This window comes from Streptomyces griseoruber, assembly GCF_001514205.1.
Classification (GTDB): domain Bacteria; phylum Actinomycetota; class Actinomycetes; order Streptomycetales; family Streptomycetaceae; genus Streptomyces; species Streptomyces griseoruber.
This window is the reverse complement of record NZ_KQ948770.1, coordinates 182,211-209,181: the sequence shown is the minus strand read 5'-3', so window position 1 is coordinate 209,181 and position 26,971 is coordinate 182,211. Positions and strand designations below refer to the sequence as shown.

Sequence of the window (26,971 nt, the reverse complement as noted above, 5' to 3'; positions counted from 1 at the left end):
TGTTCCACGTGAAACGAGAGCCGCCCCATCGAACCCGGTGGGGCGGCTCTCGGCATTTTCCTAACTCGGTACGGCAGGATGTGCCCCATGCCCAGTGCAGAATCGACGCCAGCGCGCGTGCACGAGCCGGAGCCGGTGCAGCCGACCAGGCACGACAAGGTCGCCGCGGCCGGCAGTGAGCTGATCGGCGGCCCCCTCGGCCGACGGGCCCTGCTCGGGATGTCCTGGTGGACCCCCGTCCGGGTCGTCGCGCTCGTGGCGATCGGGATGTTCGCCCTCGGAATGATCCAGAAGCTGCCCTGCTACGACAGCGGCTGGTTCTTCGGCGCCAGCACCCAGTACACCCACGCCTGCTACTCGGACATCCCGCACCTCTATCAGGGGCGCGGCTTCGCCGACGGGCTGGTGCCGTACTTCGACAAGCTTCCGGGCGACATGGACTACCTCGAGTACCCGGTGCTGACCGGCGTGTTCATGCAGGTGGCCGCCTGGCTGACCCCGGGCAGCGGCAGCATCCAGCACCAGGAGCAGTGGTACTGGATGGTCAACGCGGGGATGCTGATGGCCTGCGCGGCCGTCATCGCCGTCTGCGTGAGCCGTACGCACGCCCGGCGCCCCTGGGACGGCCTGCTGGTGGCCCTGGCACCCGCCTTCGCGCTGACCGCCACCATCAACTGGGACCTGCTGGCCGTCGCCCTCACGGCCGCGGCGATGATGATGTGGTCGCGGGGCCGCTCGCTCGCCTTCGGCGTCCTCCTGGGGCTCGCCACGGCCGCCAAGCTCTATCCCGTGTTCCTTCTCGGACCGCTGTTCGTGCTCTGCTGGCGCGCGGGGAAGTGGCGGGACTACGGCAAGGCCATCGGCGGCGCGGCCGTCGCCTGGCTGGTGGTCAACCTGCCGGTGATGCTCTTCGCCTTCGAGGGCTGGTCGAAGTTCTACCGGTTCAGCCAGGAGCGCGGCGTCGACTTCGGCTCCTTCTGGCTGATCCTGGCGCAGAACTCCAGCGACCCCCTCGCCACCGACAGTGTGAACACCCTCGCCACCCTCCTGGTGGTGGTGTGCTTCGCGGGCATCGCCTGGCTGACGCTCACCGCGCCGCGTCGCCCCCGGTTCGCGCAGCTCGCCTTCCTGGTGGTGGCGGCCTTCATCGTCACCAACAAGGTCTACTCGCCGCAGTACGTCCTGTGGCTGGTGCCCCTGGCCGTGCTGGCCCGGCCGAAGTGGCGGGACTTCCTGATCTGGCAGGCGTGCGAGGTCGCGTACTTCCTGGGCATCTGGCTGTACCTCGCCTATACGACCAGCAGAGACGCCCACAAGGGACTGCCGACCGACGGCTACCACTGGGCCATCGGGGTGCATCTGGTGGGGACGCTCTACCTGTGCGCCGTGGTCGTGCGCGACATCCTGATGCCGGAGCGGGACGTGGTGCGCCAGAACGGCGACGACGACCCCTCGGGCGGGGTGCTCGACGGGGCGGAGGACGTCTTCGTGCTCGGCGCCGCGGCGCATCCGCCCCGGCACGCCTCCGACTTCGAGGCGCGGCAGGTGGACTGGGGCACGCAGGACGAGGTGGAGTGGGGCAGCAGCCGGGACGCCGTCGAGGGTTCGCCGTGAGCGAACAGCGCGCTGTGCAGACGTAGCAGAGGCCGTACACGGGGACTCCGTGTACGGCCTCTTCGCTGTGCTTGCGGCGCTCAGCGGTCCACGAGCCGGTCGAACTGGGTCGTGGTGTGCCGCAGATGGGCCACCAGCTCGTCGCCGACGGTGGGCTCCGGCGCGTCCGAGGGAACGAACAGGATCGACACCTGCATGTGCGGCGGCTCGGCGAACCAGCGCTGCTTGCCGCCCCAGACGAACGGGGAGAGGTTCCGGTTCACCGTGGCGAGGCCGGCCCGGGCGACGCCCTTGGCGCGCGGCATGACGCCGTGCAGGGCCTTGGGGGCCTCCAGGCCCACCCCGTGCGAGGTACCGCCCGCCACGACCACCAGGAAGCCGTCCGAGGCCGCCTTCTGCTGGCGGTAGCCGAAGCGGTCGCCCTTGGCGACGCGTGTGACGTCCAGGACCGCCCCGCGGTACTCGGTGGCGTCGTGGTCCCCCAGCCACAGCCGGGTGCCGATCCGGGCGCGGAACCGGGTCTGCGGGAACTGCTGCTGCAACCGGATCAGCTCATCGGCCTTGAGGTGGCTGACGAACATGGTGTGCAGCGGCAGCCGGGCCGCGCGCAGCCGGTCCATCCAGCCGATGACCTCTTCGACGGCGTCGGAGCCGTCGGTGCGGTCCAGCGGCAGATGGATGGCGAAACCCTCCAGCCGGACGTTCTCGATCGCGGAGTGCAGCTGCGAGAGGTCCTGCTCGCTGATGCCGTGGCGCTTCATCGAGGACATCACCTCGATGACCACCCGCGCGCCCACGAGGCCGTACACACCGTCCACCGACGACACCGAGCGCACCACCCGGTCGGGCAGCGGAACGGGCTCCTCGCCGCGCCGGTACGGCGTCAGCACCAGCAGGTCGCCGCTGAAGAAGTCCTTGATGCGCGCGGCCTCGTACGTCGTGCCGACGGCGAGGATGTCCGAGCCCAGCCGGGTGGCCTCCTCCGCCAGCCGCTCGTGTCCGAAGCCGTAGCCGTTGCCCTTGCAGACCGGGACGAGTCCCGGGAACTGCTCCTGCACGTGCTTGTGGTGCGCCCGCCAGCGCGCGGTGTCGACGTAGAGCGTGAGCGCCATGGCCGGACCTGGGACCTTTCTCGTGGCTGGGAAGGGAGGTGTGGTGACGTCAGCGGCGCGACATGTAGATGTCGAGCGCCTTGTGGAGCAGCTTGTTCAGCGGGAAGTCCCACTCGCCGAGGTACTCGGCTGCCTGGCCGCCCGTGCCGACCTTGAACTGGATCAGACCGAAGAGGTGGTCGGTCTCGTCCAGCGAGTCGGAGATGCCCCGCAGGTCGTAGACGGTGGCGCCGAGCGCGTAGGCGTCGCGCAGCATCCGCCACTGCATGGCGTTGGACGGGCGGAACTCACGGCCGATGTTGTCGGAGGCGCCGTAGGAGTACCAGACGTGGCCGCCGACGATCAGCATCGTCGCCGCCGACAGGTTCACCCCGTCGTGGCGGGCGAAGTACAGCCGCATGCGGTTGGGGTCCTCGCTGTTGAGGGCCGTCCACATGCGCTGGAAGTACGACAGCGGGCGCGGCCGGAAGTGGTCGCGCACGGCCGTGATCTCGTACAGCCGCTGCCACTCCTCGAGGTCGTGGTAGCCGCCCTGGACGACCTCGACCCCGGCCTTCTCGGCCTTCTTGATGTTGCGGCGCCACAGCTGGTTGAAGTTCTTGTGGACCTCTTCGAGAGAGCGGTTCGCCAGCGGCACCTGGTAGACGTAGCGCGGCTGGACGTCGCCGAAGCCGGCGCCGCCGTCCTCGCCCTGCTGCCAGCCCATCCGGCGCAGCTTGTCGGCCACCTCGAAGGCGCGCGGCTCGATGAAGTCGGCCTCGATGTCGCGCAGCCGCTTCACGTCCGGGTTCTGGATGCCCGCCTTGATGGACGTGGCCTCCCAGCGCCGGATGATCACCGGCGGGCCCATCTTCACCGAGAACGCGCCCTGCTGCTTGAGGTGCGCGAGCATCGGCTCCAGCCACTCGGTCAGATTCGGCGCGTACCAGTTGATGACCGGGCCCTCGGGCAGATAGGCGAGGTAGCGCTTGATCTTGGGCAGCTGCCGGTAGAGGACGAGACCCACGCCGACCAGTTCGCCGGTCCGCTCGTCGAACCAGCCGAGGTTCTCCGACCGCCACTCCGCCTTGACGTCGGCCCAGGCCGGCACCTGCATGTGGCTCGCCGACGGCAGGCTCTGGATGTACGCCAGATGCTGCTCGCGGCTGATCGTCCTCAGGGTCAGGCTCATTCGGGGCGCTCCTCGGGCTGGTGTGTCCCCATGGGTACAGGGGCTCCGGCTCTCGCCGAAGCCTACTGCGCCGTGCGCGGGGCCCGACTGGGCGTACGGCACCTTCGCCCCGGCCAGTTGGGGGGCCGGGGCGTTACGTCAGGGTTCGTAGGTGTCCTACGAGTCCCGCGGCGCGGACGGTGTGCGTGGTGCGGTGTTGCGCCGACCGGGGTGGGTCAGGTCACCACAGGCTGCCGAAGAGGCCGCCGTGCGCCATCCCGAGGAAGAAGCCGACGCCGGAGGCGCCGAGACCCAGGATCAGACCGAAGCGCTCACGGGTGGTCTCGGAGATCCACTGGCCGTACGCGCCGGTCAGGATCCCCACCAGACCGGTCCATGAGCTGAGCAGATGGAGGTTGTCGAACTGCGCGGTGATGAAGGACACGACTCCCAGGACCAGGGTCACCACCACAAGGGTGTCCTGGACGGGATGGGGCTTTCCATCGGTGGCGAAGAGAGATCCGACTCCGGTGTTGGGTCGCAATGCCTGTGCCATGGGGCACCTCCTGCGGAAGACGGCGCACTGTAGCGCCATACACACCCGATGTGTACAGATTGGCTGCCCTCGGGGCCGGATTTCAACCGGAAGCAGGTGTGCAGGTAGTCTGTACCCTCTGCACCGGTGTCTGCCCAGGCACAGCCAGGGACTCCGCCCAGATCAGAGCGGGGACGTCGGCATCCGACCCCCGATTGTCAGTGGCGGCCGATACCGTTGCGTACGCATCACAACCCTCCTGCCACGGAACGACCGTGGCCGCTGAGTCCAAAGGAGGTGGGTTCCACATGCGTCACTACGAGGTGATGGTCATCCTCGACCCCGATCTGGAGGAGCGCGCTGTCGCCCCCCTGATCGAGAACTTCCTCTCCGTCGTCCGTGAGGGCAACGGCAAGGTCGAGAAGGTCGACACCTGGGGCCGTCGTCGTCTCTCGTACGAGATCAAGAAGAAGCCCGAGGGCATCTACTCGGTCATCGACCTGCAGGCCGAGCCTGCGGTCGTCAAGGAGCTCGACCGCCAGCTGAACCTGAACGAGTCGGTCCTCCGGACCAAGGTCCTCCGCCCCGAGACCCACTGAGCTCCCCAGCTCAGCCGATCTCGGGATTCTGAGTAGCAGCACAAGCAGCCAGCAGCAGCAAACCCGCCGAGAGGTTCCCCCATGGCAGGCGAGACCGTCATCACGGTCATCGGCAACCTTGTCGATGACCCCGAGCTGCGCTTCACCCCCTCGGGTGCGGCGGTCGCGAAGTTCCGTGTCGCGTCTACCCCCCGCACCTTCGACCGCCAGACGAACGAGTGGAAGGACGGCGAGAGCCTGTTCCTGACCTGCTCGGTCTGGCGTCAGGCGGCGGAGAACGTCGCCGAGTCGCTCCAGCGAGGCATGCGCGTCGTCGTGCAGGGCCGGCTGAAGCAGCGGTCCTACGAGGACCGTGAGGGTGTCAAGCGCACGGTCTTCGAGCTGGACGTCGAGGAAGTCGGCCCCAGCCTGCGCAACGCCACGGCCAAGGTCACCAAGACCAGTGGTGGTGGCGGTGGCGGCGGACGCGGTGGCCAGGGTGGTTACGGCGGCGGTGGCGGCCAGGGTGGCGGCGGCTGGGGCGGCGGCCCCGGTGGCGGCCAGCAGGGCGGCGCTCCGGCCGACGACCCCTGGGCGACCGGCGCTCCCGCCGGTGGCAACCAGGGCGGCGGCGGTGGCTGGGGTGGAAACTCCGGCGGCGGCAGCGGCGGCGGCTACTCGGACGAGCCCCCCTTCTAGGGCTCGCATCCCCACTTCTTGATCACACAGGAGAAACACCATGGCGAAGCCGCCTGTGCGCAAGCCGAAGAAGAAGGTCTGCGCTTTCTGCAAGGACAAGGTCACCTACGTGGACTACAAGGACACGAACATGCTGCGGAAGTTCATTTCCGACCGCGGCAAGATCCGTGCCCGCCGCGTGACCGGCAACTGCACGCAGCACCAGCGTGACGTCGCCACGGCCGTCAAGAACAGCCGTGAGATGGCGCTGCTGCCCTACACGTCCACCGCGCGCTAAGGGAAGGGTGACCGACACATGAAGATCATCCTCACCCACGAGGTCTCCGGCCTCGGTGCCGCCGGCGAGGTCGTCGACGTCAAGGACGGGTACGCCCGTAACTACCTGATCCCGCGGAAGTTCGCGATCCGCTGGACCAAGGGTGGCGAGAAGGACGTCGAGCAGATCCGTCGTGCTCGCAAGATCCACGAGATCCAGACCATCGAGCAGGCCAACCAGGTGAAGGCCCAGCTCGAGGGTGTCAAGGTCCGTCTGGCCGTCCGCTCGGGCGACGCCGGCCGTCTCTTCGGTTCCGTCACCCCGGCCGACATCGCCTCGGCGATCAAGGCTGCCGGTGGCCCCGAGGTCGACAAGCGCCGCATCGAGCTCGGCACGCCGATCAAGACCCTGGGCGCCCACGAGACGTCCGTGCGTCTGCACCCCGAGGTTGCCGCCAAGGTCAACATCGAGGTCGTCGCGGCCTGATCGCGCGTCCGGCGTGAACAGCTTCGGCTGAACCGCTGAGAAGCTGAACCGCTGAGAAGGGGCCGCACCCACCAGGTGCGGCCCCTTCTTTGTGTTCCTGTTCTTGCTTCGTGTTCCCGTTCTCGATGTTTCACGTGAAACGCCGGTTTCACGTGAAACAGTCAGCGGGTCGCGCCCGTGACGAGCCAGCGGCCGGAGCGGGCACGCAGCCAGAGCGTCACCATCCGTACCGTCATCATCAGCGTCAGGGCGCCCCACAGTGCGGTGAGACCGCCGCCGAGGACGGGGACGAGCAGCGCCACGGGGGTGAAGACCCCGAGGGTGAGGACCATCGCCCAGGCGAGATACGGCCCGTCCCCCGCGCCCATCAGCACGCCGTCCAGGACGAAGACGATGCCGCAGACCGGCTGGGACAACGCCACCACGAGCAGGGCGGGCAGCGCGGCGTCCTCCACCCCGGCGTCACTGGTGAACAGCGGCAGGAAGACGGGCCGGGCCAGGATGACCAGCAGCCCGAGCAGCAGGCCGACGGCGATGCCCCACTGCACCATGCGGCGGCAGGCGTCCCGGGCGCCCTGGGCGTCGCCCGCACCGAGATACCGGCCGATGATGGCCTGACCGGCGATCGCGATGGCGTCGAGGGCGAAGGCGAGCAGGCTCCACAGGGACAGTGCGATCTGGTGCGCCGCGATGTCCGCATCGCCCAGACGGGCCGCCACGGCGGTGGCGATCATCAGGATCGCCCGCAGAGAGAGCGTCCGGACCAGCAGGGGGACGCCGGCCTGGGCGGACGCCCTGATGCCGGCGGCGTCGGGCCGCAGCGAGGCGCCGTGGCGGCGGGCACCCCGGATCACCACGGCCAGGTAGACCGCGGCCATGCCGCACTGGGCGATGACCGTCCCCCACGCGGAGCCCGCGATCCCGAGTCCGGCGCCATAGACCAGGCCGGCGTTGAGGGCGGCGTTGGCGACGAAGCCCGCTACCGCCACGTAGAGGGGTGTCTTCGTGTCCTGGAGTCCGCGCAGTACTCCGGTCGCGGCCAGTACGACGAGCATGGCCGGTATGCCGGCCACCGAGATCCGCAGATAGGTGGTCGCGTAGGGGGCGGCGGTGTCCGAGGCACCGAAGAGTTCCACGAGTGCCGGAGCCGTGGGCAGAACGGCGGCGACCACGGCGGCGCCGAGCAGCAGGGCCAGCCAGATGCCGTCCATGCCCTGCCGGATCGCAGAGGTGAGGTCACCGGCTCCCACGCGGCGGGCGACGGCGGCCGTGGTGGCGTAGGCGAGGAAGACGAAGACACTGACGGCCGTGGTCAGGAGGGCGGAGGCGATGCCCAGTCCGGCGAGCTGGGCGGTGCCGAGATGGCCGACGATGGCACTGTCGGCCAGGACGAAGAGGGGCTCGGCGACCAGCGCGCCGAAGGCCGGAACGGCCAGCGCGACGATCTCCCGATCGTGCTGTCGCCGGATGGCCCTGGGGGGCGCGGGAGCCTGTGTCATGGGCATCAATCTAATCGTCCACAGGTAAGAGATGCAATTGCGATGTGACCCTTACCTCTCGTTGCGTTGCGTGTCGTTTCCCCCCTCGTTCGAAGCGATCTTGCGCTGACGGGAAAAGTTTTTCTTCTGCACAGCCGGTGGATCGGAAAGATGCAGGTCAGGGGCTGTCGGCAGGAAAAGAAGAGGGCTTGTTCACAGGGCTGTCCACCGGGTCGTGCACAGGTTTTGCGGAGTTGTCCACAGCATCCGGGCCGTCGTCCACATGGCCTGTGGATAACCAGATTGGCTGACGGTGCCCGCGGGCCTACCGTGGTCCGGCGCCCGCTCCGTCCACCGGCCGGTGGAACCGTCACAAAACCGACGCGCCTGAACCGGAGTTGGGCCTCTCAATTGTCAGTGCCGTGCCGTAGAACTGAGGTCACGGCGAGGTCCGCTCGGCGGACGGGAGGAGGTGGCTCGGTGAGCATTTCCGAGCCCTTGGACGACCCGTGGGCCGACAGCGGACCCAGTGATCGTCTGCCCCCCGCCCGCCGCCGGGACGGCGGCCGAGGCCGTGACGAGCAGCACGAGCGGGGCCGGGAGAGCGGTGAGTGGGAGGGCGGCTCCACCTTCGAGCGCGTCCCGCCGCAGGACCTCGACGCCGAGCAGTCCGTCCTCGGCGGCATGCTCCTGTCCAAGGACGCCATCGCCGACGTCGTCGAGGTCCTCAAGGGCCACGACTTCTACAAGCCCGCGCACGAGACGATCTACCAGGCGATCCTCGACGTCTACGCCAAGGGCGAACCGGCCGACCCCATCACGATCGCCGCCGAGCTCACCAAGCGCGGCGAGATCAACAAGGTCGGCGGCGCATCGTATCTGCACACCCTCGTCCAGACGGTGCCCACGGCGGCCAACGCCGAGTACTACGCGGAGATCGTGCACGAGCGGGCGGTCCTGCGTCGCCTGGTCGAGGCCGGCACCCGCATCACCCAGATGGGATACGCGGGCGACGACGACGTCGACGAGATCGTCAACCGGGCCCAGGCCGAGATCTACGCGGTCACCGAGCAGCGCACCAGCGAGGACTACCTCCCGCTCGGCGACATCATGGAGGGCGCGCTCGACGAGATCGAGGCGATCGGCTCGCGCAGCGGCGAGATGACCGGTGTGCCCACCGGTTTCACGGACCTCGACTCGCTCACCAACGGTCTGCACCCGGGCCAGATGATCGTCATCGCCGCCCGTCCCGCGATGGGCAAGTCGACGCTCGCGCTGGACTTCGCGCGGGCCGCGTCGATCAAGAACAACCTGCCCAGCGTCATCTTCTCCCTCGAAATGGGCCGCAACGAGATCGCGATGCGTCTGCTGTCCGCCGAGGCCCGGGTCGCCCTGCACCACATGCGCTCAGGCACCATGACGGACGAGGACTGGACGCGGCTGGCCCGCCGGATGCCCGAGGTGTCGTCCGCGCCGCTGTTCATCGACGACTCCCCGAACCTGTCGATGATGGAGATCCGCGCGAAGTGCCGCCGGCTCAAGCAGCGCAACGACATCAGGCTCGTCATCATCGACTACCTCCAGCTGATGCAGTCCGGCGGCAAGCGCTCCGAGAGCCGCCAGCAGGAGGTCTCCGACATGTCCCGTAACCTCAAGCTCCTGGCGAAGGAGCTCGAGGTCCCGGTGATCGCGCTCTCCCAGCTCAACCGTGGCCCCGAGCAGCGCACGGACAAGAAGCCGATGGTCTCCGACCTGCGTGAGTCCGGATCCATCGAGCAGGACGCCGACATGGTGATCCTGCTGCACCGCGAGGACGCCTACGAGAAGGAGTCCCCGCGCGCCGGCGAGGCGGACATCATCGTGGGCAAGCACCGTAACGGCCCGACGGCCACCATCACCGTGGCCTTCCAGGGCCACTACTCCCGCTTCGTGGACATGGCACAGACCTGATCCCGCCCCGTGCAGGGTCCCGGATCCCGCGGCACGATCTCATCTCCGATGGCACATGGGCGGCACCTATGCCGTCCTCGACATGCCCCTCCCGCCACGCGGCGGAGCCGGCCACCAGACCGCCCTACGCGCCGCTGACGAAGCCGAGGCTCTTCCCTGCATCCTGGGCGAAGCCTTCACCGGCCCGTACGCACGACAGCGGCTCCCGCGCTGTCAACGAGTCGTCGCAGCCGCCCAGAAGATCCCGGCTGAGGAAATGCCACGACGGTGAGAGGCACCACCCATCCAAGCCGTGAGACAGCGGGAAGCTGCTCAGCGCCTCGTCTCGTACCTGGTCAGGACCACGCCGCCGGGAAACGTCCGCGTCTCCACCAGGTTCAGGTTCACCCAGCTGTCCAGCGCGGTGAAGAACGGCGTGCCGCCGCCCACCAGGACCGGATGGGTGGCGATCGCGTACTCGTCGATCAGCCCGGCGCGCATGGCCGCCCCGGCGAGCGTCGCGCCGCCGATGTTCATGGGGCCGCCGTCCTCGGCCTTGAGACGGGTGATCTCGGCGATCGCGTCGCCGGTGACCAGGCGGGTGTTCCAGTCGACCTTGTCGATCGTCGAGGAGAACACCACCTTCGGCGTGTCCCGCCAGTTCCGCGCGAACTCGATCTCCGCCGGGGTGGCGCTGGGCTGCTGGTCGCCGGTCGGCCAGTAGGAGCTCATCGCCTCCCACAGCTTGCGCCCGTACAGCGACAGGCCACTCGCCCGCTCGTGGTCGAGCCACCACTGGAACAGCTCGTGGCTCGGCGGTCCGCTCCAGCCGATGTCGTCGCCGGCCGCGGCGATGTAGCCGTCCAGGGTCAGGTTCATGCCGTAGATCAGTTTCCGCATGGCCCAGCCTTCCGTCCGTGGGTGTCCGGCGTATGGACCAGTGCGGCGCGGGAAACTCATCGGTGCGCGATCTGGGCTCGCCGGTAGTCCTCGTGCTCGGGGCTCAGCGTGGTGCACTCGGCCGACACGGGCAAGCCGCCTGATCCCGACCTCGCCCGCGCGAGGAAATGCCACGGATTTGAGGCTGATCATGGGTGACAAGGCCGTGAGACAGCCAAGAACGCCCAGGTCACGCACGATCGACAGGTCGCGAGCGGCGAGACCCCGCACCCCGGGTGAAACGAATTCGACGCCGGGGGCGCGAGCGGGTGGACTGGGCCCATGACGACACCTCAGGAAGAGTTGCTTCCCGGCACCCGGCGTGCGCTGCTGCACCGGATCGCCGTGGCCCAGGCCGACGGTCGCGCCCCGTCGCTCGTCGCCGCGGTGGTACGGGACGGGCGGGCCGTCTGGCACGGGGCGCGGACCTCGGTCGACGGGCACGCCCCGGACGAGAACGTGCAGTACCGGATCGGCTCGATCACCAAGACCTTCACCGCGGTTCTCGTGCTGCGGCTGCGCGACGAGGGAGCGCTCGACCTCGAGGACGTGCTGGAGAAGCATCTGCCCGGCACGGGGGCGGGGGAGCTGACGATCGCCCAACTGCTCGCCCACACGGGCGGGTTGGCGGCCGAGACGCCCGGGCCGTGGTGGGAGCGCACCCCGGGGTCGCTGCGGCCGGAGCTCGCCGACGTCCTGGGCGAGGGGACGGCCCTGCATCCGGCGGGCCGCCGTCACCACTACTCGAATCCCGGGTACGCCGTGCTGGGCGCCCTCGTGGAGAGGCTGCGCGGAGCGGCCTGGGAGGACGCACTCCGGCGTGAAGTGCTCGAACCCCTGGGCCTCGACCGCACGAGCGTCCGGCCGCAGGCCCCTGCCGCGGGTGGCTGGGCGGTACATCCCTGGGCCGATGCGATGCAACCCGAACCCACCGAGGAGTATGGGCCGATGGCCCCGGCCGGCCAGCTCTGGTCCACCACCGGGGACCTCGCACGGTTCGCCGCCTTCCTGATGCGCGGCGACGCGCGGGTGCTGAGCGCGGAGACCCTGCGGGAGATGGGGACGCCCGCGACGCCGGCCGAGGTCGCCGATCTCACCGAGGGCGCCACCTATGGGCTCGGGATGCAGATCCAGCACCGGGACGGGCGGGTGCTCGTGGGCCACTCCGGCTCGGTGCCGGGCTTCCTGGCCAACCTCACCGTCGCCGTGGCGGACGACGTCGCGGCCGTGGTCCTCGCCAACTGCACCTCCGGTCCGCTGCTGGGCCAGGTGGGCGCCGATCTCGTCCGGCTCGTGGCGGAGGCCGAGCCGCGCGTCCCGGAGCCGTGGCGGCCGCTGCGCGAGGTCGACCGGTCCGTGCTGGAGCTGGCGGGTCCGTGGTACTGGGGGACCAGTCCCAGCGTCCTGCGGGTCACGGCCGACGGGCTGGTCTCCCTGGGCCCGCTGTCCGGAGGCGGGCGCCGCTCACGGTTCCGGCCGAACGGGGACGGTACCTGGACGGGCCTGGAGGGCTACTTCGCCGGAGAGCTTCTACGGCCCGTGCGGCGGCCGGACGGGACCGTGGATCACCTGGACCTCGGATCGTTCGTCTTCACCCGCCAGCCGTACGAGGAGGGCACTGCCGTGCCCGGCGGGGTGGACCCGGAGGGGTGGCGGGGGATCGGCTGACCGTTCCCATGGAGAAGGGGTGCCATGTTTCACGTGAAACATGGCACCCCTTCAGGTTCTTCAGAGCTGCAACTTGAAGCCCACGTGTGAGGCCACGAATCCCAGCCGTTCGTAGAAGCGGTGGGCGTCCGTGCGGGTGACATCGGAGGTGAGCTGCACCAACTGGCAGTTCTCCCGGCGGGATTCCTCGATCGCCCACTCGATGAAGCGCGAGCCCAGACCGCTCCCGCGTTCGTCGGCGTGCACGCGTACGCCCTCGATGACCGATCTGGTCGCCCCGCGACGGGACAGGCCGGGGATGATCGTCAGCTGGAGCGTGCCGACGACGCGCCCCTCGCGTACGGCGACGACCAGCCGCTGGTTCGGATCGGCTGTGAGCCGCTCCAGCGCGCTCCGGTACGGCGTGAGGTCGTCCGGTGATTCCCGCTGTGCGCCCAGAGGGTCGTCCGCGAGCATGCCGACGATCGCGGGGATGTCCTCAGCGACGGCGGCTCGGATGTCGAGATCTCCCATGGCCGCACCCTACGCATGCGCGGTGGGCGCGCTCTACGCGGCAGTCGGCGCCTTCAGCGTCTCCACGACGTGGACCAGTGGCGCCAGTTCGGGGTTCTCGGCGGCTTCGTCGAGGGCCTCGCGCAGCGCGGCGTCATTGGTCGGCCGGGCCTTGGCGAGCAGTGCGAGGCCTGCCCCGGTGACGTTGGTGTAGATGCCCCGGCGGTCGGTGGGGCACAGATAGCGCTCCAGGAGGCCGCGGTCCTCGAGCCGGGTGACCAGCCGGGTGGTGGCGCTCTGGCTGAGGACGACCGCGTCGGCGACCTGCTTCATCTGCAGATGGCCTCCCTCGCCGTCGTGCTGCCGGCTGAGCACGTCGAGCAGGGAGTACTCGCGCACGCTCAGGTCGTGCCCGTTCTGCAGGGCGCGCTCGATGTGGGCCTCGATCCTCCCGTGCAGCAGGGAGAGGGCGCACCAGCCCTGGGCGAGGGCGGTGAGCGCGGGGTCCGTCGCGGTCATGGGCGTTCTCCTCGGTCCCGGAGCGGCTGACACCAGGATAGAGCAGCGCCGCGATAGCCGGCGGTTGCATATAGCCCGCGTCTGCAATTATTGTGGACGCATGTAAAGCGCATCTGCAATCGTCTGGGAAGGTCCACCCCCATGCCTCTCGCGCTTCTGGCCCTCGCGATCGGGGCCTTCGGAATCGGCACCACCGAGTTTGTGATCATGGGCTTGCTGCCGGAGGTCGCGGCCGACTTCGGGGTCTCCATCCCCACGGCCGGCTTCCTGGTGACCGGCTACGCGCTCGGCGTCATGTTCGGCGCCCCGCTGATGACCGTCCTCGGCACCAGGGTCCCCCGCAAGCGGATGCTGATGCTGCTGATGGGCCTGTTCATCGTCGGCAACCTGCTCTCCGCCGTCGCCCCGGCCTTCGCCGTGCTGCTGATCGGCCGGGTGGTCGCCTCGCTCGCCCACGGCGCCTTCTTCGGCATCGGCTCGGTCGTCGCGGCCGATCTGGTCGCCCCGGACAAGAAGGCCGGAGCCATCGCCATGATGTTCACCGGTCTGACCGTCGCCAACGTGGTCGGCGTCCCGCTGGGCACCCTCGTCGGCCAGCACATCGGCTGGCGGGTCACCTTCGGGATCGTCGCCGCTCTCGGCGTGGTCGGCCTGGCCGGCATCGCCCGGCTGGTCCCCGAGCTGCCACGGGCACGGGGCGTGCGCCTGCGCCACGAGCTGGCCGCCTTCAAGAACGCCCAGGTACTGCTCGCCATGGCGATGACGGTCCTCGGCTTCGGCGGCGTCTTCGCGGCCATCACCTACATCGCGCCGATGGCGACCCACGTCACCGGCTTCGCCGACGGCTCCGTCACCTGGCTCCTGGTCCTCTTCGGGCTCGGCATGGTCGGCGGCAACCTCGTCGGCGGCCGGTACGCCGACCGCGCCCTGATGCCGATGCTGTACGTCTCCCTGGGCGCCCTGGCGGTCGTTCTGGCCCTCTTTACCGTCACCGCTCACCACAAGGCCCTCGCGGCCGTCACGATCGTCCTGATCGGCGCCCTGGGCTTCGCCACCGTGCCGCCGCTGCAAAAGCGCGTCCTCGACCAGGCGCACGGCGCCCCGACGCTGGCCTCGGCCGTGAACATCGGCGCCTTCAACCTCGGCAACGCGCTGTCCGCCTGGCTCGGCGGCCTGGTCATCGCCGCCGGCCTCGGTTACACCGCCCCGAACTGGGTCGGTGCCGCCCTCGCCGCCGCCGCCCTGGTCCTCGCCGTCGTCTCGTCCGCCCTGGAACGCCGTGACGGTGTCCCCGGCACGGTCGTCGCCGCCGGCGCCGCCGCACAGCGGGCAGCCGCCCACCACTGAACCCCGCCCACACGTCAGCACCCCTGAAAACGCACAGAGAGGAGAGTTCCCGCAGGGGCACCAGCACCGCCGTCGTACCTCTCACCAGCGACGACGCCGAGATGCTCGTCTTCGCCGCGCGCCGGGCCGCCGAGGCGGCCGGAGCCACGGTCAGCGTCACCGTCCTGGACGCGGGCGGTCATCTGCTGGCCTTCCGGCGGGACGACCGGGCCGTGCTCATCTCGGGTGAGACGAGCACGCGCAAGGCGTGGCGGCCCCTTCCACACCCTGCCCACCGCGCTCGACCGCCCGCTGCTGTTCATCGCGGGCGGGATTCCGGTCCACCGCGACGGCCGTCTCGTCGGCGCGATCGGGGTCGGCGGCGCCCCCCCCCGAGCAGGACCACGCCTTCGCCACGGCCGCCGTGGAGGCACTGGCCTGACGTACGGCCGCGTCTCAGCCGGCCGCCACAGTCAGCGGTGCGAACCGTCGGCTCCAGTCGCCGGGCAGCTCGGCGATGCCATGCGTCATCACCGCGTTGAAGGCGACGGACTCCAGACCCCGGGACTTCACCCACGCCAGCAGTTCCTCGTGCCGTACGTCGATGTCCGTGCGCAGCGGCCGGTCGGTCCGGGCCGCGAGGGAGGCCAGCAGGGCCTTCGCGGTCGCCGTGTCCCGGGCGATCAGCGGACCCACCACATGGGTGGCCATGTTCGGCCAGGCGGCCGCGTAACCGATGATCCGGCCGCCGTCCTCGGCGACCCGCAGTTGGTCGGCGAAGGCGGGCAGCCGTGTGATGACGTGCGTGCGATCAGCACCGAACACCTCCTCGTCGAGCCGGAGGATCGCGGACAGGTCCTCGGCCGTGGCCGCGCGGGTGACGACGTCCGACGGCGGGCCGTCCGGAGTGAAGCGCCCGCACACCATCTCCGCCCGGGCCGTGGTCTTGAAGCCGAGCTCCTCGTACAGCGGACGGCCGTTCGGGGTGGCGTGCAGCGTCAGCGGGACCGGGCCCATGGCGGCGACGACGTGTCGCATCAGCCGGCGGCCGACGCCTTGCCGGGCGTGCCGCTCGGCGACCAGCACCATGCCGATGGCCCCGAGCGCGGGACGGTCGGGGGAGCCGTACTCGGTGACGACGCAGGCGGTGACCAGACCTCCGGCGGGGTCGTCGATGCCGTACCCCTTTCCGGCGGAGAGGAGGAGGCCCCACTTGTGCTCCTCGCGCGGCCACCCCCGGTCCTCGGACAAGTCGGCGCAGGCGGTGAGGTCGCGGTGCGTCAGACGGCGGATGGGCAGAGCGGCGAGGGAAGGAGTCGGCACGCGGGCCAGGCTGTCCGACGGGCGCCCCTGACGTCCACCTGTTTCCCCTGAGACGCACGCGCTTTTGGCCATGTCGTGGTCAACCGCACGGGCCCCGACAGCATGGGACGGCGAGCGGCCGCACACCGCTGTTTCACGTGAAACAGCGGCCGTCTGTCCCGGTTAGCCTCGGCCCATGGCGAGACTGCATCTCTTCGACCTCGACGGCACCCTGCTGCACGGAACATCCGCGCCCCGGGAGATTTCGCGCCAACTCGGTCTGGAGGCCGAGACGGTGGCGCTGGACCGAGCGGCGTCCGAGGGGCGGATCCAGCCGCCGGAGTACGCGTACCAGGTGCACGCGCTGTGGGCGAGCCTCACCGAGGAGCATGTGACGGCGGCGTTCGAGGGCGCTCCGTGGCTGGCGCGCATCCGTGAGGTCTGGGCGGAGATCGGCGGCCGAGGGGAGTACTGCGCCGTCGTGTCGCTCTCACCTTCCTTCTTTGTGGAAAAACTCACGGGCTGGGGCGCCCACGCGGCCCACGGATCCCGTTTTCCCGCCCTTCCCTTCACCGAGCCGGTGGATCCGGCGGGAGTGCTCAGCGCCGCGGCGAAGGTGGTGATCGCCGATCGGCTGTGCGCGGAGTTCGGAGTGACACGGGAGGACTGTGTCGCGTATGGCGACTCGGCCTCCGACAAAGACCTGTTCGGAGCCGTGCCGGTCTCCGTGGCGGTCAATGCGGACCACCATCTGGCGAGCATCGCGACGCATTCCTACGCGGGGAAGGATCTGTGGGATGCCTATGAATTGGTGCGTCACGCCCGTTAGTTGAGGGAAGCGACGGTTCACTCCCGGCCGCTTTCCGGGGGAGGGAAGGGGGGACTTGTGTGGTCCACCGCGGCCGGTATGGTCGACTCCGGTTCGCTTTCGGAGAGAGGCGCGCGGGGCTCGGCGCACACCTTCCGAGCGGGCCGGGAACAGGGCGATGCAGCCTGATGGGGCGGAGAGTAGCGAAGACCGCATGTCCGGTGTGCGCGTCTCCTGTGCGTGCGGAACCGAACGGAAAAGCCACCCGTCTGCGGGGGAAGCAGGCCCTTCCGAGCCAGGAAGTGCGCAGACCGACCGAAAGATGTTCGAGGCGAGGCAGACCATGGACGCTCCGACCACCAAGTCGGCCGAAAACGGCACGTCCGGCGGCGGGGACGGTTGGTTCTCGCCGCGCATACAGCCGGAGCCGGCCGCAGGGGGTGAGCAGGGGGTGTCGGACGGCCGCCGCCTGGCCGCACTGCGCCCGGTGGGCCGCGGCACGCCCTCGCCCGACCGGAACTCCCGCCAGATCGACGGCGACTCGCCTCGGAGCGCTCCGCCGGACACAGGGCAACGCGGGGAGGCGGACGGGGGGCGGCAGCCGGAAACGGGGCCACAGAGCCCCTACGGCCCGTCAGACGCCCCGGCGGCGCCGATGGCGGCCCCACCGGAGGCCACGGGCGCCGACACCCTCGGACGGCCCCCTGCGCCGCAGGAGCCGCAGGCGCCCGTCGAACCCCGCTTCCCCGTCCAGGCCCAGCAGCCCGTCCCGGCACGAGCGGGCACGCCGGCCGAGGCTCCCCCGCAGCGGGCCGCGTCCGCGGCCCCCTACCCGTCCGGGCCCGCCGAAACCCCCAGGTCCCCGGTGGCGCAGCCCTCCCCGCCCGCCGAAGCGGAGCGGCCCTCCTCGCCCGCCGATCCCGTGGTCCCCGCCCAGCGTCCCGCCCCCGCCCGGGAGGCCTCTGCGGACGCCGTCCTCATCCGCCGGACCATGGCCGAGGTCGGCCCGGTGGCCGACAAGGTCACCTCGTACTTCTACGCCCTGCTGTTCGTCCGCCACCCCGGACTGCGCCCGCTCTTCCCGCCCGCGATGGACGCCCAGCGCGACCGGCTGCTCAAGGCCCTGCTGACCGCCGCCGAGCACATCGACAACACCCCGGTCCTCGTCGAGTACCTCCAGAACCTCGGCCGTGGCCACCGCAAATACGGCACCCGGGCCGAGCACTACCCGGCCGTCGGAGAGTGCCTCATCGGCGCGCTCAACAAGTACGCCGACGCCGTCTGGGACGCCGACACCGAAGCCGCCTGGGTGCGGACGTACACGACGATCTCGCAGGTCATGATCGACGCGGCGGCCGCGGACGAACTGCGCGCTCCGCCCTGGTGGCAGGCGGAGGTCGTCTCCCACGACCTCAGAACGCCGGAGGTCGCCGTCCTCACCCTCCGCCCCGACCAGCCCTACCCCTTCCGCGCCGGGCAGTACGCGAGCCTCGAGACACCGTGGTGGCCGAGGATCTGGCGGCACTATTCGTTCGCTTCGGCGCCCCGGTCCGACGGACTGCTGGCCTTCCATGTGAAGGCCGTCCCGGCCGGCTGGGTCTCCAACGCCCTGGTGCACCGCGCCCGGCCCGGTGACGTCGTACGGCTCGGACCGCCGGCCGGCTCGATGACCGTCGACCACACCCGGGACAGCGGTCTGCTCTGCCTGGGCGGCGGCACCGGCATAGCCCCCATCAAGGCGCTGGTCGAGGACGTGGCCGAGCACGGCGCCCGCCGCCCGGTCGAGGTGTTCTACGGCGCCCGCAGCAACCACGACCTGTACGACATCGACACGATGCTCAGGCTCCAGCAGACGCATCCGTGGCTGGAGGTGCACCCGGTGGTCGACCGGGACGGTCTGCTCCAGCTGCCCGACGCCATCCGGACCTTCGGGCCCTGGACCGCTTACGACGCCTATGTCTCCGGCCCGCCCGGCATGATCCGCAGCGGAGTGGACGCCCTGCGCGGGGTCGGCTTCCCCGCGGAGCGCATACGGCACGACTCGGTCGAGGAACTCGTCGCCTCCGGCAGCTGACGCCGGAGGCGGCCTACGGGCTCATCCGAGATCGGGCGCGTGCATGGCCCGTACGCCCTCGATGTTGCCGTCGAGGTAATGGCGCAGCGACAGCGGCACGAGATGGACGGACGCGATACCCACCCGGGTGAACGGCACCCAGACGATCTCGTACTCCCCGGCGGGCTCGTCGATCTCGGGGCCGTGCCGCAGGGAGGGGTCCATGGACTCCAGACGGCACACGAAGAAGTGCTGCACCTTCACGCCGGTCGCGCCGCCGTCCTCGCCGATGTGCTCGACGGTGTCGACGAAGCAGGGGACCACATCGGTGATCTTCGCGCCGAGTTCCTCGTGCACCTCACGGTGCAGGGCGTCGACGACGGTCGCGTCATCCGGTTCGACGCCGCCACCGGGCGTGACCCAGTACGGGTCCACACCGGGCTTGGTGCGCTTGATCAGGATGAGGTCGTCGCCGTCGAGCAGAACGGCGCGGGCGGTGCGCTTGACCACAGGTCGGACGGTCATGGGAGAAATGTGGCCCCGCATGTTCCACGTGAAACATCGCGAAACGTCACCGGGGGAGCGCACCGGGTGATGGCTCCGGGAAGTCCTCCCCGATCCCGCTCAGCACCACTCGGCAGCCGCCCCCAGCAGCCACTCGTGGGCGCGTGCGACATGCGGCATCGCGAGGGTGCCGGTCCGCACCGCCAGTACATAGGTGCGCAGCGGCGGCACCGCCGGCTCGTGCGGGGCGACGACGTCACCGCGTTCCAGGGCGGCCGCGCACAGATAGCGGGGCAGCACCGCGAGCCCGGCGCCCGCGACGGCGCAGGCGAGCACGGCGCGCAGATCGGGGACGATCACGGTGCCGGAGGCGGCGGGGCGGGTGTCGAAGACGGAGGCCCAGTAGTGGGAGACGAGCGGCAGCGACTCGTGCACCTCGACGACCGGGAGATTCTCCAGAGCAGAAGCACCCTTGCGGCGCAGTCTCCCCGTGTCGATCCGCTCCGCCCACTGCGGGGCGGCGATCAGGACGTGCTCCTCGTCGCACAGCGGGGTGGCCGTCAGCAGGGCGCCGCGTGGCCGTGCCGTGCTGATGGCGAGGTCGGTGTGGCCGGCCGCCAGTCCCTCCAGGACCTCCTCGGCGGTGCCGAAGGAGACGCGCAGCGCGAGTTGCCGACCGTCGTCGCCGGTCAGCTCGGTGAGGGCCGGCAGGGCCCGTTCGGCGGTGAACTCGGGGGGCCCGGCGAGGTGCAGGGACCGCAGGGAGGACTCGTCGTCGAGGCCGCTCCCGGTGATCTCCACCAGGGCGTCGAGATGCGGGGCGGCCTTGTGGGCGAGTTCGTCCCCGATGGTCGTCGGTGTGACCCCACGCGCCTGGCGCAGGAACAGGGGGCGGCCCAGCTGCCGTTCCAGTGTGCGGATCTGTGAGGTGACGGCCGGCTGGGACAGGCCCAGCAGAGCTGCCGCGCGGGTGAAGGAGCCGGCCCGGTGCACGGTCACGAAGGTGCGCAGCAAGGCCAGATCCACGGTGTGTCCTCCTGCCTCTCCCCGCTTTCGTCCCGGCTCGGGGGCAGGGGCCAACGATAAATATGTCGATAGGCCCCTGTCGCTACTGTGATTGGACACTGACACAGAGTCAACTAGCCTTGTGGGCGCGGTTCTTCGCGCGCAGAACCGAGGACGGTCCGAGCCACGAGGGGGGAGGCTCGGACCGTCCGTCGTGCGGAGGCGGACACCACGAGGGCGACCGTGAACCGGTCATGGCGCCGACTCCCCCAGCGCGCGCAGCACATCCGCCACCAGGTCCTCGGGATCCTCTGCGCCGACCGACAGCCGGACGAAGCCCTCCGGCACCGCGTCGCCGCCCCAGCGCCCACGCCGCTCGGCGGTGGACCGCACCCCGCCGAAGCTGGTCGCGTCGTCCACGAGCCGCAGCGCCTCAAGGAAACGCTCGGCACGCGCGCGTGTGGGCAGCGTGAACGACACCACGCACCCGAAGCGCCGCATCTGCCGGGCGGCCACCTCGTGGGCCGGGTCGTCGCGCAGGCCGGGATAGCGCAGCCCGGTCACCTCCGGCCTGCTCCGCAGCGCCTCGGCGACGGCCAGCGCGCTGGCGGCCTGCCGGTCGACGCGCAGCTGGAGCGTGGCGATCGAGCGGTGCGCCAGCCAGGCCTCCATGGGCCCGGGGATCGCCCCGACGATCTTCCGCCAGCGCCGTACGGCGGTCATCGCCTCGCCGGCCCGCCCGGTGACGTATCCGAGGAGGATGTCGCCGTGCCCCGTGAGCTGCTTGGTGCCGCTGGCCACGGAGAAGTCGGCGCCGAGTGCCAGCGGGCGCTGTCCCAGCGGGGTCGCGAGCGTGTTGTCGACGGCCACGAGGGCGCCACGCGCGTGTGCCGCGTCGGCGAGCCGCCGGATGTCGCACACGTCCAGGCCGGGGTTCGACGGCGACTCGATCCACAGCAGCCGGGCGCCGTCGAGGGCGTCGAGCTGGGCGTCGCCGCCGGTCGGGGCGGTCCGCACCTCGATGCCGTACGCCTCCAACTGGGCGCGCACCAGGGGCAGCGCCTGGTAGCCGTCGCCGGGCAGGACGACCGTGTCGCCCGAGCGCAGCTGGGAGAAGAGCAGCGCAGAGATAGCGGCCATGCCGGAGGCGAAGGCGAGCGTCTCGACGTCGTCCCTCCCCGGTGCCTCCAGCTCGCCGATCGCCCGCTCCAGCCGGGTCCAGGTGGGGTTCTCGTCGCGGCCGTAGGTGTACGGCCCCGTCGGCTCCCCCGGCAGGTGGTAGTGGGCGGCGAACACCGGCCCCGGCAGGGTCGGTTCGTACTTCACCGGCTCGGGCAGCCCGGCCCGTACCGCGCGTGTGCCCTCCCCGGCGTCCCCGGGGACGCCCCCGGGTGTGACGGAGTCGCTCATGGCTGCCGTCCTTCCAGATCCTCGCGTACGGCGGCCAGCAGGCCGTCGGCCGCCGCCTCCACCATCCTGAGGCACTCCTCGAAGCCGTCCCGGCCGCCGTAGTAGGGGTCGGGCACGTCGAGGTCGTCGGCGGCGGGGTCGTAGGACCGCAGCAGACGCACCTTCCCGGCGTCCTGAGCGGTGGGCGCCAGGCGGCGCAGGGTCTTGAGATGTCCGGCGTCCAGGGCGAGCACGAGGTCGAGGCGGGCGAACCAGGACGGCCGGAACGTCCGGGCCGTGTGATCGAGGGCGTAGCCGTGCTGGTCCAGGACGGAGCGGGTGCGCGGGTCGGCGTCCTCGCCCTCGTGCCAGTCGCCCGTGGCGGCGCTGTCGACCTCGACCAGCCCGTCGAGACCGGCTTCCTCCACGCGCGCGCGGAAGACCGATTCGGCCATCGGCGAGCGGCAGATGTTGCCGGTGCAGACGAAACAGACGCGGTACGTCATCGCGTGCTCAGTCCCCGTCGGGCAGGACGACGTTGAGCGCCCAGGAGACGACGGAGACGATCAGGCCGCCGCCGACCGCGGTCCAGAAACCGTCGACGTGGAAGCTCAGGTCGAACACGCCGGCCAGCCAGGAGGTCAGCAGCAGCATCAGGGCGTTGACGATCAGGGTGATCAGACCGAGGGTCAGGATGAACAGCGGGAAGGTCAGCACCTTCACGATCGGCTTGACCAGGAAGTTCACCAGGCCGAAGAGCAGGGCGACGACCAGGAGGGTGACGATCTCCTTGCCCTTGTTGTCACCGGACAGGGTTATGCCGGACAGCGCCCAGACGGCGACCGCCAGGGCGCCCGCGTTGGCGATCGTCTTGACTACGAAATTCTTCATGTGTCTGATCGTGGCAGAGAGATCGGCAACGGGCACCGGGCGAGGGCGGACGAACACGATGAAGGCATTCCGGTTGGACGAACTGGAGGCGGAGCGAGCCTCCAACGACGGCGCCTACCTGCAATTCCTGCGGGAGCGGAACATGTCCGTGGGGCTGTACGCGCTCAACGCCGGGGAACACGATCCACAGAACCCGCACAACCAGGACGAGGTGTACTTCGTCGTCAGTGGTCGGGCCTCGATCACCGTCGGGCTGGAGACCACCCAGGTCGCGCGCGGCAGCGTGGTGTACGTCCCGGCCGGGGTCGCCCACAAGTTCCACCACATCAGCGAGGACCTGCGGGTTCTGGTGGTGTTCTCTCCGCCCGAGGCCTGACCCGGGTCTCCGGGTTCCCTAGGGGATCGATCAGGGGAGGACAAGGGGCGCCGGGCCCCCGCCGGCCCCCTTCGCGGACCTAGCATCGACGGCAGGACACCGGAAGCATCCGGACTCACAGGAGTTCGGGCCGGTCGAGGACAAGGACGAAGGCGATGCGAGAGATCTTCGCGGGACTGCCGTGGTGGGTGAAGTGGGTGGCGGTGCCGGTCATCGCCCTGGTCGTCTTCGGCGGCCTGATAGCCAGCGTCGTGGGCTTCCTGGTCTGGCTCCTGTTCAAGGTGCTGATCTTCGTGGCCCTGGTCGGCGGACTGGTCTACGTCGTACGGAAGTTCATGGCGGGTTCCTCCTCGCGCAGCGACTGGTGAGCGGCGCGGGAGACCGCTGAGCGGTAACAGGATTCACCTGTTCCCTCGGCCGGGGGAAGTTTCGGGCAGGGCCGGTTCCCGGACGGTGGCGGGCGGTTAAAGTCCGGAACTCGACGCGGGGAAGACCCCCGCGAGCGGCGTACACCCCCCTCCCGTGTCTCCCCGCACGGGCCGCCCCCTCGCGCTTCGGGAGTGACCCCTTGGCCCTGGTCGACACCGCCTCCCCGGAACCACACGCACCCCCCGCCCCACGCCCCCCCGCGCCCCCGCTCCAGCGCCCTTCGGGCACGGGACTCCCCGAGCAGCCCCGTCCCACGACGATGCAGCCGAACCCCGCCATGACGCTGATCGGCTCCGTGCAGCGTGCGATGCGACTGCTGGAGTCCGTCGCCGAGCACCCGTGCGGTGCTCCGGCCAAGCAACTGGCCCGGGAGACCGGCCTCGCGCTCCCCACGGCCTACCACCTGTTGCGCACCCTTGTGCACGAGGGCTATCTGCGCCGGGACAAGGGCCTGTTCTTCCTCGGTGAGGCGGCCGAGCGGCTGGCCAGCAGTGGAGCGGCGCAGAAACGTCGCAGCACGGTCGCCGACACCCTCGCCGAGTGGCGTGATTCGATCGGTGTCCCCGTGTACTACGCCCGATACCGCGACGGCGAGATCGAGATCATGTGTGTCTCCGACACCCCCGCTAATCCGGCGGTGCAGGAGTGGGCCGACTTCCGCGAGACCGCGCATGCGCACGCCATCGGCCAGTGTCTGCTGTCCCAGATGGACGAGATCGCCCGCCGCGATCACCTGGACCGCCACCCCGTGCAGTCGATCACCCCGTACACCGTGCGTGACGACCAGACCCTGCTGCGACGTCTGGAGCGGACCCGACGCATGGAACCGGTCGTGGAGAGGCAGGAATACGCATTGGGCACGGTGTGCGCCGCGGTTCCGATCACCGTGGGCGCCACGGTGGCGACGATGGCCATCTCCCTGCCCGCCCGGCAGGCCGATCGGCTGCTTCCGGCGGCACGGCGGTTGCAGAGCGAGATCGGGAGCAAGTTGGGGTCAATCGCGATCTCTATCAGTATGTGAAAACTCACTCCTTGTGATCTGTTGTGTACGTTCAGCAAGATGCGGTGCAGTGTCAGGGGTTGATTACCGGCCATTCGACGGCAAATGACGGGGTAACGCGATGCGCGAGTCCGTACAGGCAGTTCAGGCAGAAGTCATGATGAGCTTTCTCGTGTCCGAGGAGCTCTCGTTCCGCATCCCGGTGGAACTGGGCTATGAGTCGCGCGATCCCTATGCCGTACGGCTCACCTTCCACCTTCCCGGTGACGCGCCGGTGACCTGGGCGTTCGGGCGGGAGCTGCTCATCGACGGGGTGGGCAGGCCGTGCGGGGAGGGGGACGTCCGGGTCTCGCCGGTGGACCCCGATGTGCTCGGCGAGGTCCTGATCCGGCTTCAGGTGGGCGGTGACCAGGCGCTGTTCCGGTCCTCGGCGGCTCCTCTGGTGGCCTTCCTGGACCGCACCGACAAGCTGGTCCCGCTGGGCCAGGAGGGTGCGCTCGCCGACTTCGACGCCCATCTCGACGAGGCGCTGGACCGGATCCTGGCGGAGGAGCAGAGCACCGGCTGACCGTCCCGGCCGACGCTGGCGTAACGCTTCGCCAGGGGGGTGGGGCCATGCAGGAACGCTTCTTCAGGGGGGCGGGCGCTTCCGGGCGCCCGCCCCCCTGTCGTCAGTGCTTGCGCCGTCTCCCCCGGCCGCCACGGGGCTGGCCGGGACCTGCCGCCGGCGCGCCTGCCGGAGCCATCTCCGGCACCGGTGCGGCCACGGCCGCCGTGCCCGGTTCCGGGCGGTCGGCGGCGACCACGAGTGCCGCGAGGGCCGTCGTGACCGGCACCGACGCCACCAGACCGATCGAGCCCACGAGCGTGCGCACGATCTCCTCGGCGACCAGCTCGCTGTTGGCGACCGTGCCGACGCTGCTCTGCGCGATCGAGAAGAGCAGCAGCAACGGCAGGGCGGCACCGGCGTAGGCGAGGACGAGCGTGTTCACCACGGACGCGATGTGGTCGCGACCGATCCGGATACCGGCCCGGTACAGCCCGCGCCAGCCCATCGCCGGGTTCGCCTCGTGCAGCTCCCAGACCGCGGACGTCTGGGTGACCGTCACGTCGTCGAGCACACCGAGTGAGCCGATGATGATGCCGGCGAGCAGCAGACCGCTCATGTCGATGGACGGGTACAGACCGTGGATCAGGCCGGTGTTGTCGTCCGTGTTGCCGGTGAGCGCGGCCCAGTCGACGAACCAGGAGCCGAGGAAGCCGATCAGCATCAGCGAGATGAGGGTGCCGAGCACGGCGACGGACGTACGGGCGGACAGCCCGTGACACAGATACAGGGCGATCAGCATGATGGCGCTGGACCCCACCACGGCCACGAGCAGTGGGTTCGAGCCCTGAAGTATCGCGGGCAGGATGAAGAAGTTCAGGATCAGGAAGCTCGCGGCGAGCGCCACCAGCGCCATGACACCGCGCAGCCGCCCGACGACCACGACGGCGACCGCGAAGATGACGGCCAGCACCGTCATCGGGATCCGGCGGTTCACATCGGTGACCGAGTACTGCAGGTCCTTCGGAGCCGAGGGCTCGTAGGCGACCACGACCTTCTCGCCCTGCTCCAACTGCCGTGACTGGTCCGGCTGGACGATCTCGGTGAACGTACGGCCCTGGTCGTCGCCGGTGTCCACGCGGATCGTGGCCTTCTTGCAGGTGCTGTTCGCCTGCTGCACCGCGGAGGAGCCCTCGGCGGTGGAGGTGTCACCGGTCGGGGTGCCCCCGGAGGCGTTCACCGACTGGCAGCTCACCTTGACGACCTTGGTCACCGTGGCGTGCTGCGTCTGCCGGTCGAAGCCGACGCCGGTGCGCTGGTGCGCCGGGGCGCCGCCGGGCCACAGCACCACCAGCCCGACCAGCACCGCCGCGGCGAAGGGGATGAGGACGGCTCCGATGACCTTGCGCAGATGCTTGGAGACAGGGGCGGCCGGACCATGGCTGTGGCTGTGCCCATGCCCGTGCCCGCCTCCGGAACCGGTGCCCTGTCCGCCGGTGTGACCGTCCTCGGAGCCGTGCCCATGGTCTCCACCGGCACCTGAACCAGGTCCCTGCCCATGCCCCGGGGCGTGTCCGGCACCATGGCCGTGCTCGTGCCCGGGGTGCCCAAGGTGCCCGGGCCCGCCGTGCCCGGGCCCGGGATGGGCCCCCGGGTGCTGCCCGTAGCCATGCCCGACCTCGTGACCGCGGTCGAACCCACCGCCGAAACTGAAGTCGCGTTCGTCCTCGCGCCCTTGGGCGGTGGGGCCGCCCTGCGGAGCGTTCGCGGGTCTGGGACCAGGGCCACGGCCGGGTCCCGGACCGTTTCCAGGGCCACCACCGGCGCCGGGCCTGCGAGGCGGCTCGCCGGGCGGATACGGGGGCTGGTGTGTCGTGGTCACCGCC

The 26,971-nt window shown here is 70.2% G+C and carries 28 protein-coding genes and 1 pseudogene; 15 read left to right on the top strand and 14 right to left on the bottom strand.

Annotated features, from left to right (window positions below; all coding sequences use genetic code 11):
* Positions 1–87: 87 nt before the first annotated feature.
* Positions 88–1,614 carry a glycosyltransferase family 87 protein gene (locus tag AQJ64_RS21570; RefSeq protein ID WP_055633668.1) on the top strand — a complete coding sequence of 509 codons (1,527 nt, stop codon included), beginning with the start codon at positions 88–90 and terminating at the stop codon, positions 1,612–1,614.
* An 80-nt stretch (positions 1,615–1,694) separates the two neighbouring features.
* Here AQJ64_RS21570 and AQJ64_RS21565 read toward each other — a convergent pair whose 3' ends face one another.
* From AQJ64_RS21565 to AQJ64_RS21555, 3 genes are all read right to left on the bottom strand, one after another.
* Positions 1,695–2,726 carry an alanine racemase gene (locus AQJ64_RS21565; RefSeq protein ID WP_055633669.1) on the bottom strand — a complete coding sequence of 344 codons (1,032 nt, stop codon included), beginning with the start codon at positions 2,724–2,726 and terminating at the stop codon, positions 1,695–1,697.
* A gap of 49 nt (positions 2,727–2,775) precedes the next feature.
* A complete protein-coding gene (femX, locus tag AQJ64_RS21560; RefSeq protein ID WP_055633670.1) occupies positions 2,776–3,897 on the bottom strand; it encodes a peptidoglycan bridge formation glycyltransferase FemX in 1,122 nt (373 codons plus the stop codon).
* 220 nt (positions 3,898–4,117) lie between these two features.
* Positions 4,118–4,432, bottom strand: a complete 315-nt coding sequence (locus tag AQJ64_RS21555; protein WP_055633671.1) for a hypothetical protein — start codon at positions 4,430–4,432, stop codon at positions 4,118–4,120.
* Positions 4,433–4,719: 287 nt separating this feature from the next.
* Here AQJ64_RS21555 and rpsF point away from each other — a divergent pair, with 287 nt between their 5' ends.
* The 4 genes from rpsF (at position 4,720) to rplI (ending at position 6,430) form a co-directional block, all read left to right on the top strand.
* The gene (gene rpsF, locus AQJ64_RS21550) at positions 4,720–5,010 is read left to right on the top strand and encodes a 30S ribosomal protein S6 (protein WP_007383258.1); all 291 of its coding nucleotides are present in this window, start codon (positions 4,720–4,722) and stop codon (positions 5,008–5,010) included.
* Positions 5,011–5,091: 81 nt separating this feature from the next.
* Entirely contained in the window at positions 5,092–5,688 is a 597-nt protein-coding gene (locus AQJ64_RS21545) for a single-stranded DNA-binding protein (protein ID WP_055633672.1), read from the top strand.
* Between the two features lie 40 nt (positions 5,689–5,728).
* On the top strand, positions 5,729–5,965 hold the full coding sequence (gene rpsR / locus AQJ64_RS21540; protein WP_003949403.1) for a 30S ribosomal protein S18: 237 nt from the start codon (positions 5,729–5,731) through the stop codon (positions 5,963–5,965).
* Positions 5,966–5,983: 18 nt separating this feature from the next.
* A complete protein-coding gene (rplI, locus tag AQJ64_RS21535) occupies positions 5,984–6,430 on the top strand; it encodes a 50S ribosomal protein L9 (RefSeq protein WP_055633673.1) in 447 nt (148 codons plus the stop codon).
* Positions 6,431–6,591: 161 nt separating this feature from the next.
* On the opposite strand, the gene AQJ64_RS21530 is transcribed toward rplI, so the two are convergent.
* Positions 6,592–7,929 carry an MATE family efflux transporter gene (locus AQJ64_RS21530; RefSeq protein ID WP_055633683.1) on the bottom strand — a complete coding sequence of 446 codons (1,338 nt, stop codon included), beginning with the start codon at positions 7,927–7,929 and terminating at the stop codon, positions 6,592–6,594.
* A 459-nt stretch (positions 7,930–8,388) separates the two neighbouring features.
* Between AQJ64_RS21530 and dnaB the strand changes: the two genes are divergently transcribed.
* Positions 8,389–9,858, top strand: a complete 1,470-nt coding sequence (gene dnaB, locus AQJ64_RS21525) for a replicative DNA helicase (protein WP_055633674.1) — start codon at positions 8,389–8,391, stop codon at positions 9,856–9,858.
* A gap of 312 nt (positions 9,859–10,170) precedes the next feature.
* On the opposite strand, the gene AQJ64_RS21520 is transcribed toward dnaB, so the two are convergent.
* Positions 10,171–10,737: a dihydrofolate reductase family protein gene (locus AQJ64_RS21520; protein WP_055633675.1), complete on the bottom strand. Its 567-nt coding sequence runs from the start codon at positions 10,735–10,737 to the stop codon at positions 10,171–10,173.
* A 321-nt stretch (positions 10,738–11,058) separates the two neighbouring features.
* Here AQJ64_RS21520 and AQJ64_RS21515 point away from each other — a divergent pair, with 321 nt between their 5' ends.
* Positions 11,059–12,444 (top strand): serine hydrolase domain-containing protein, encoded by a 1,386-nt coding sequence (locus tag AQJ64_RS21515; RefSeq protein WP_055633676.1) that lies wholly within the window; start codon positions 11,059–11,061, stop codon positions 12,442–12,444.
* A 60-nt stretch (positions 12,445–12,504) separates the two neighbouring features.
* Here AQJ64_RS21515 and AQJ64_RS21510 read toward each other — a convergent pair whose 3' ends face one another.
* Positions 12,505–12,957, bottom strand: coding sequence for a GNAT family N-acetyltransferase (locus AQJ64_RS21510; RefSeq protein ID WP_055633677.1), 453 nt, complete (start codon positions 12,955–12,957; stop codon positions 12,505–12,507).
* A gap of 33 nt (positions 12,958–12,990) precedes the next feature.
* Entirely contained in the window at positions 12,991–13,455 is a 465-nt protein-coding gene (locus tag AQJ64_RS21505) for a MarR family winged helix-turn-helix transcriptional regulator (protein ID WP_055633678.1), read from the bottom strand.
* Positions 13,456–13,596: 141 nt separating this feature from the next.
* On the opposite strand from AQJ64_RS21505, the gene AQJ64_RS21500 reads away from it, so the two are divergent.
* Positions 13,597–14,802 carry an MFS transporter gene (locus AQJ64_RS21500; protein WP_055633679.1) on the top strand — a complete coding sequence of 402 codons (1,206 nt, stop codon included), beginning with the start codon at positions 13,597–13,599 and terminating at the stop codon, positions 14,800–14,802.
* Between the two features lie 101 nt (positions 14,803–14,903).
* A pseudogene (locus tag AQJ64_RS46195) lies at positions 14,904–15,223 on the top strand (GlcG/HbpS family heme-binding protein).
* Positions 15,224–15,237: 14 nt separating this feature from the next.
* Here the strand turns inward: AQJ64_RS46195 and AQJ64_RS21495 are convergent.
* Positions 15,238–16,104: a GNAT family N-acetyltransferase gene (locus AQJ64_RS21495; RefSeq protein ID WP_055633680.1), complete on the bottom strand. Its 867-nt coding sequence runs from the start codon at positions 16,102–16,104 to the stop codon at positions 15,238–15,240.
* A 175-nt stretch (positions 16,105–16,279) separates the two neighbouring features.
* Between AQJ64_RS21495 and AQJ64_RS21490 the strand changes: the two genes are divergently transcribed.
* Together AQJ64_RS21490 and AQJ64_RS46190 are read left to right on the top strand one after the other, a co-directional pair.
* Positions 16,280–16,912, top strand: a complete 633-nt coding sequence (locus AQJ64_RS21490; protein ID WP_055633681.1) for an HAD family hydrolase — start codon at positions 16,280–16,282, stop codon at positions 16,910–16,912.
* Between the two features lie 301 nt (positions 16,913–17,213).
* Positions 17,214–18,965 carry a globin domain-containing protein gene (locus AQJ64_RS46190; RefSeq protein WP_079061827.1) on the top strand — a complete coding sequence of 584 codons (1,752 nt, stop codon included), beginning with the start codon at positions 17,214–17,216 and terminating at the stop codon, positions 18,963–18,965.
* A gap of 21 nt (positions 18,966–18,986) precedes the next feature.
* Here AQJ64_RS46190 and AQJ64_RS21480 read toward each other — a convergent pair whose 3' ends face one another.
* The 5 genes from AQJ64_RS21480 to AQJ64_RS21460 form a co-directional block, all read right to left on the bottom strand.
* Positions 18,987–19,469 carry an NUDIX hydrolase gene (locus tag AQJ64_RS21480; protein WP_055635816.1) on the bottom strand — a complete coding sequence of 161 codons (483 nt, stop codon included), beginning with the start codon at positions 19,467–19,469 and terminating at the stop codon, positions 18,987–18,989.
* Positions 19,470–19,568: 99 nt separating this feature from the next.
* The gene (locus AQJ64_RS21475; protein ID WP_055635817.1) at positions 19,569–20,474 is read right to left on the bottom strand and encodes a LysR family transcriptional regulator; all 906 of its coding nucleotides are present in this window, start codon (positions 20,472–20,474) and stop codon (positions 19,569–19,571) included.
* A 231-nt stretch (positions 20,475–20,705) separates the two neighbouring features.
* Positions 20,706–21,863 (bottom strand): cystathionine gamma-lyase, encoded by a 1,158-nt coding sequence (locus AQJ64_RS21470; RefSeq protein WP_055635818.1) that lies wholly within the window; start codon positions 21,861–21,863, stop codon positions 20,706–20,708.
* On the bottom strand, positions 21,860–22,348 hold the full coding sequence (locus tag AQJ64_RS21465; protein ID WP_055635819.1) for a low molecular weight protein-tyrosine-phosphatase: 489 nt from the start codon (positions 22,346–22,348) through the stop codon (positions 21,860–21,862). Before AQJ64_RS21465 ends, AQJ64_RS21470 begins: the two co-directional genes overlap by 4 nt.
* Before the next feature lie 7 nt (positions 22,349–22,355).
* Positions 22,356–22,733: a phage holin family protein gene (locus AQJ64_RS21460; RefSeq protein WP_055635820.1), complete on the bottom strand. Its 378-nt coding sequence runs from the start codon at positions 22,731–22,733 to the stop codon at positions 22,356–22,358.
* Between the two features lie 58 nt (positions 22,734–22,791).
* Between AQJ64_RS21460 and AQJ64_RS21455 the strand changes: the two genes are divergently transcribed.
* The 4 genes from AQJ64_RS21455 (at position 22,792) to AQJ64_RS21440 (ending at position 25,106) form a co-directional block, all read left to right on the top strand.
* Positions 22,792–23,109: a cupin domain-containing protein gene (locus AQJ64_RS21455; RefSeq protein ID WP_055635821.1), complete on the top strand. Its 318-nt coding sequence runs from the start codon at positions 22,792–22,794 to the stop codon at positions 23,107–23,109.
* 155 nt (positions 23,110–23,264) lie between these two features.
* Positions 23,265–23,477: a DUF5326 family protein gene (locus AQJ64_RS21450; RefSeq protein WP_055635822.1), complete on the top strand. Its 213-nt coding sequence runs from the start codon at positions 23,265–23,267 to the stop codon at positions 23,475–23,477.
* Positions 23,478–23,797: 320 nt separating this feature from the next.
* Positions 23,798–24,559: an IclR family transcriptional regulator gene (locus tag AQJ64_RS21445; RefSeq protein ID WP_206189846.1), complete on the top strand. Its 762-nt coding sequence runs from the start codon at positions 23,798–23,800 to the stop codon at positions 24,557–24,559.
* 100 nt (positions 24,560–24,659) lie between these two features.
* Entirely contained in the window at positions 24,660–25,106 is a 447-nt protein-coding gene (locus tag AQJ64_RS21440; RefSeq protein ID WP_059202881.1) for an SsgA family sporulation/cell division regulator, read from the top strand.
* A 103-nt stretch (positions 25,107–25,209) separates the two neighbouring features.
* Here AQJ64_RS21440 and AQJ64_RS21435 read toward each other — a convergent pair whose 3' ends face one another.
* Entirely contained in the window at positions 25,210–26,967 is a 1,758-nt protein-coding gene (locus AQJ64_RS21435) for a YibE/F family protein (protein ID WP_079061826.1), read from the bottom strand.
* Positions 26,968–26,971 lie beyond the last annotated feature (4 nt).

Bases quoted from the DNA above. Each gene is read 5' to 3' on its own strand.
- AQJ64_RS21570 (WP_055633668.1), top strand. From the start codon at position 88: ATGCCCAGTGCAGAATCGACGCCAGCGCGCGTGCACGAGCCGGAGCCG.
- AQJ64_RS21565 (WP_055633669.1), bottom strand. From the start codon at position 2,726: ATGGCGCTCACGCTCTACGTCGACACCGCGCGCTGGCGGGCGCACCAC.
- femX (WP_055633670.1), bottom strand. From the start codon at position 3,897: ATGAGCCTGACCCTGAGGACGATCAGCCGCGAGCAGCATCTGGCGTAC.
- AQJ64_RS21555 (WP_055633671.1), bottom strand. From the start codon at position 4,432: ATGGCACAGGCATTGCGACCCAACACCGGAGTCGGATCTCTCTTCGCC.
- rpsF (WP_007383258.1), top strand. From the start codon at position 4,720: ATGCGTCACTACGAGGTGATGGTCATCCTCGACCCCGATCTGGAGGAG.
- AQJ64_RS21545 (WP_055633672.1), top strand. From the start codon at position 5,092: ATGGCAGGCGAGACCGTCATCACGGTCATCGGCAACCTTGTCGATGAC.
- rpsR (WP_003949403.1), top strand. From the start codon at position 5,729: ATGGCGAAGCCGCCTGTGCGCAAGCCGAAGAAGAAGGTCTGCGCTTTC.
- rplI (WP_055633673.1), top strand. From the start codon at position 5,984: ATGAAGATCATCCTCACCCACGAGGTCTCCGGCCTCGGTGCCGCCGGC.
- AQJ64_RS21530 (WP_055633683.1), bottom strand. From the start codon at position 7,929: ATGACACAGGCTCCCGCGCCCCCCAGGGCCATCCGGCGACAGCACGAT.
- AQJ64_RS21520 (WP_055633675.1), bottom strand. From the start codon at position 10,737: ATGCGGAAACTGATCTACGGCATGAACCTGACCCTGGACGGCTACATC.
- AQJ64_RS21515 (WP_055633676.1), top strand. From the start codon at position 11,059: ATGACGACACCTCAGGAAGAGTTGCTTCCCGGCACCCGGCGTGCGCTG.
- AQJ64_RS21510 (WP_055633677.1), bottom strand. From the start codon at position 12,957: ATGGGAGATCTCGACATCCGAGCCGCCGTCGCTGAGGACATCCCCGCG.
- AQJ64_RS21505 (WP_055633678.1), bottom strand. From the start codon at position 13,455: ATGACCGCGACGGACCCCGCGCTCACCGCCCTCGCCCAGGGCTGGTGC.
- AQJ64_RS21500 (WP_055633679.1), top strand. From the start codon at position 13,597: ATGCCTCTCGCGCTTCTGGCCCTCGCGATCGGGGCCTTCGGAATCGGC.
- AQJ64_RS21490 (WP_055633681.1), top strand. From the start codon at position 16,280: ATGGCGAGACTGCATCTCTTCGACCTCGACGGCACCCTGCTGCACGGA.
- AQJ64_RS46190 (WP_079061827.1), top strand. From the start codon at position 17,214: ATGTTCGAGGCGAGGCAGACCATGGACGCTCCGACCACCAAGTCGGCC.
- AQJ64_RS21480 (WP_055635816.1), bottom strand. From the start codon at position 19,469: ATGACCGTCCGACCTGTGGTCAAGCGCACCGCCCGCGCCGTTCTGCTC.
- AQJ64_RS21470 (WP_055635818.1), bottom strand. From the start codon at position 21,863: ATGAGCGACTCCGTCACACCCGGGGGCGTCCCCGGGGACGCCGGGGAG.
- AQJ64_RS21465 (WP_055635819.1), bottom strand. From the start codon at position 22,348: ATGACGTACCGCGTCTGTTTCGTCTGCACCGGCAACATCTGCCGCTCG.
- AQJ64_RS21460 (WP_055635820.1), bottom strand. From the start codon at position 22,733: ATGAAGAATTTCGTAGTCAAGACGATCGCCAACGCGGGCGCCCTGGCG.
- AQJ64_RS21455 (WP_055635821.1), top strand. From the start codon at position 22,792: ATGAAGGCATTCCGGTTGGACGAACTGGAGGCGGAGCGAGCCTCCAAC.
- AQJ64_RS21450 (WP_055635822.1), top strand. From the start codon at position 23,265: ATGCGAGAGATCTTCGCGGGACTGCCGTGGTGGGTGAAGTGGGTGGCG.
- AQJ64_RS21445 (WP_206189846.1), top strand. From the start codon at position 23,798: ATGCAGCCGAACCCCGCCATGACGCTGATCGGCTCCGTGCAGCGTGCG.
- AQJ64_RS21440 (WP_059202881.1), top strand. From the start codon at position 24,660: ATGCGCGAGTCCGTACAGGCAGTTCAGGCAGAAGTCATGATGAGCTTT.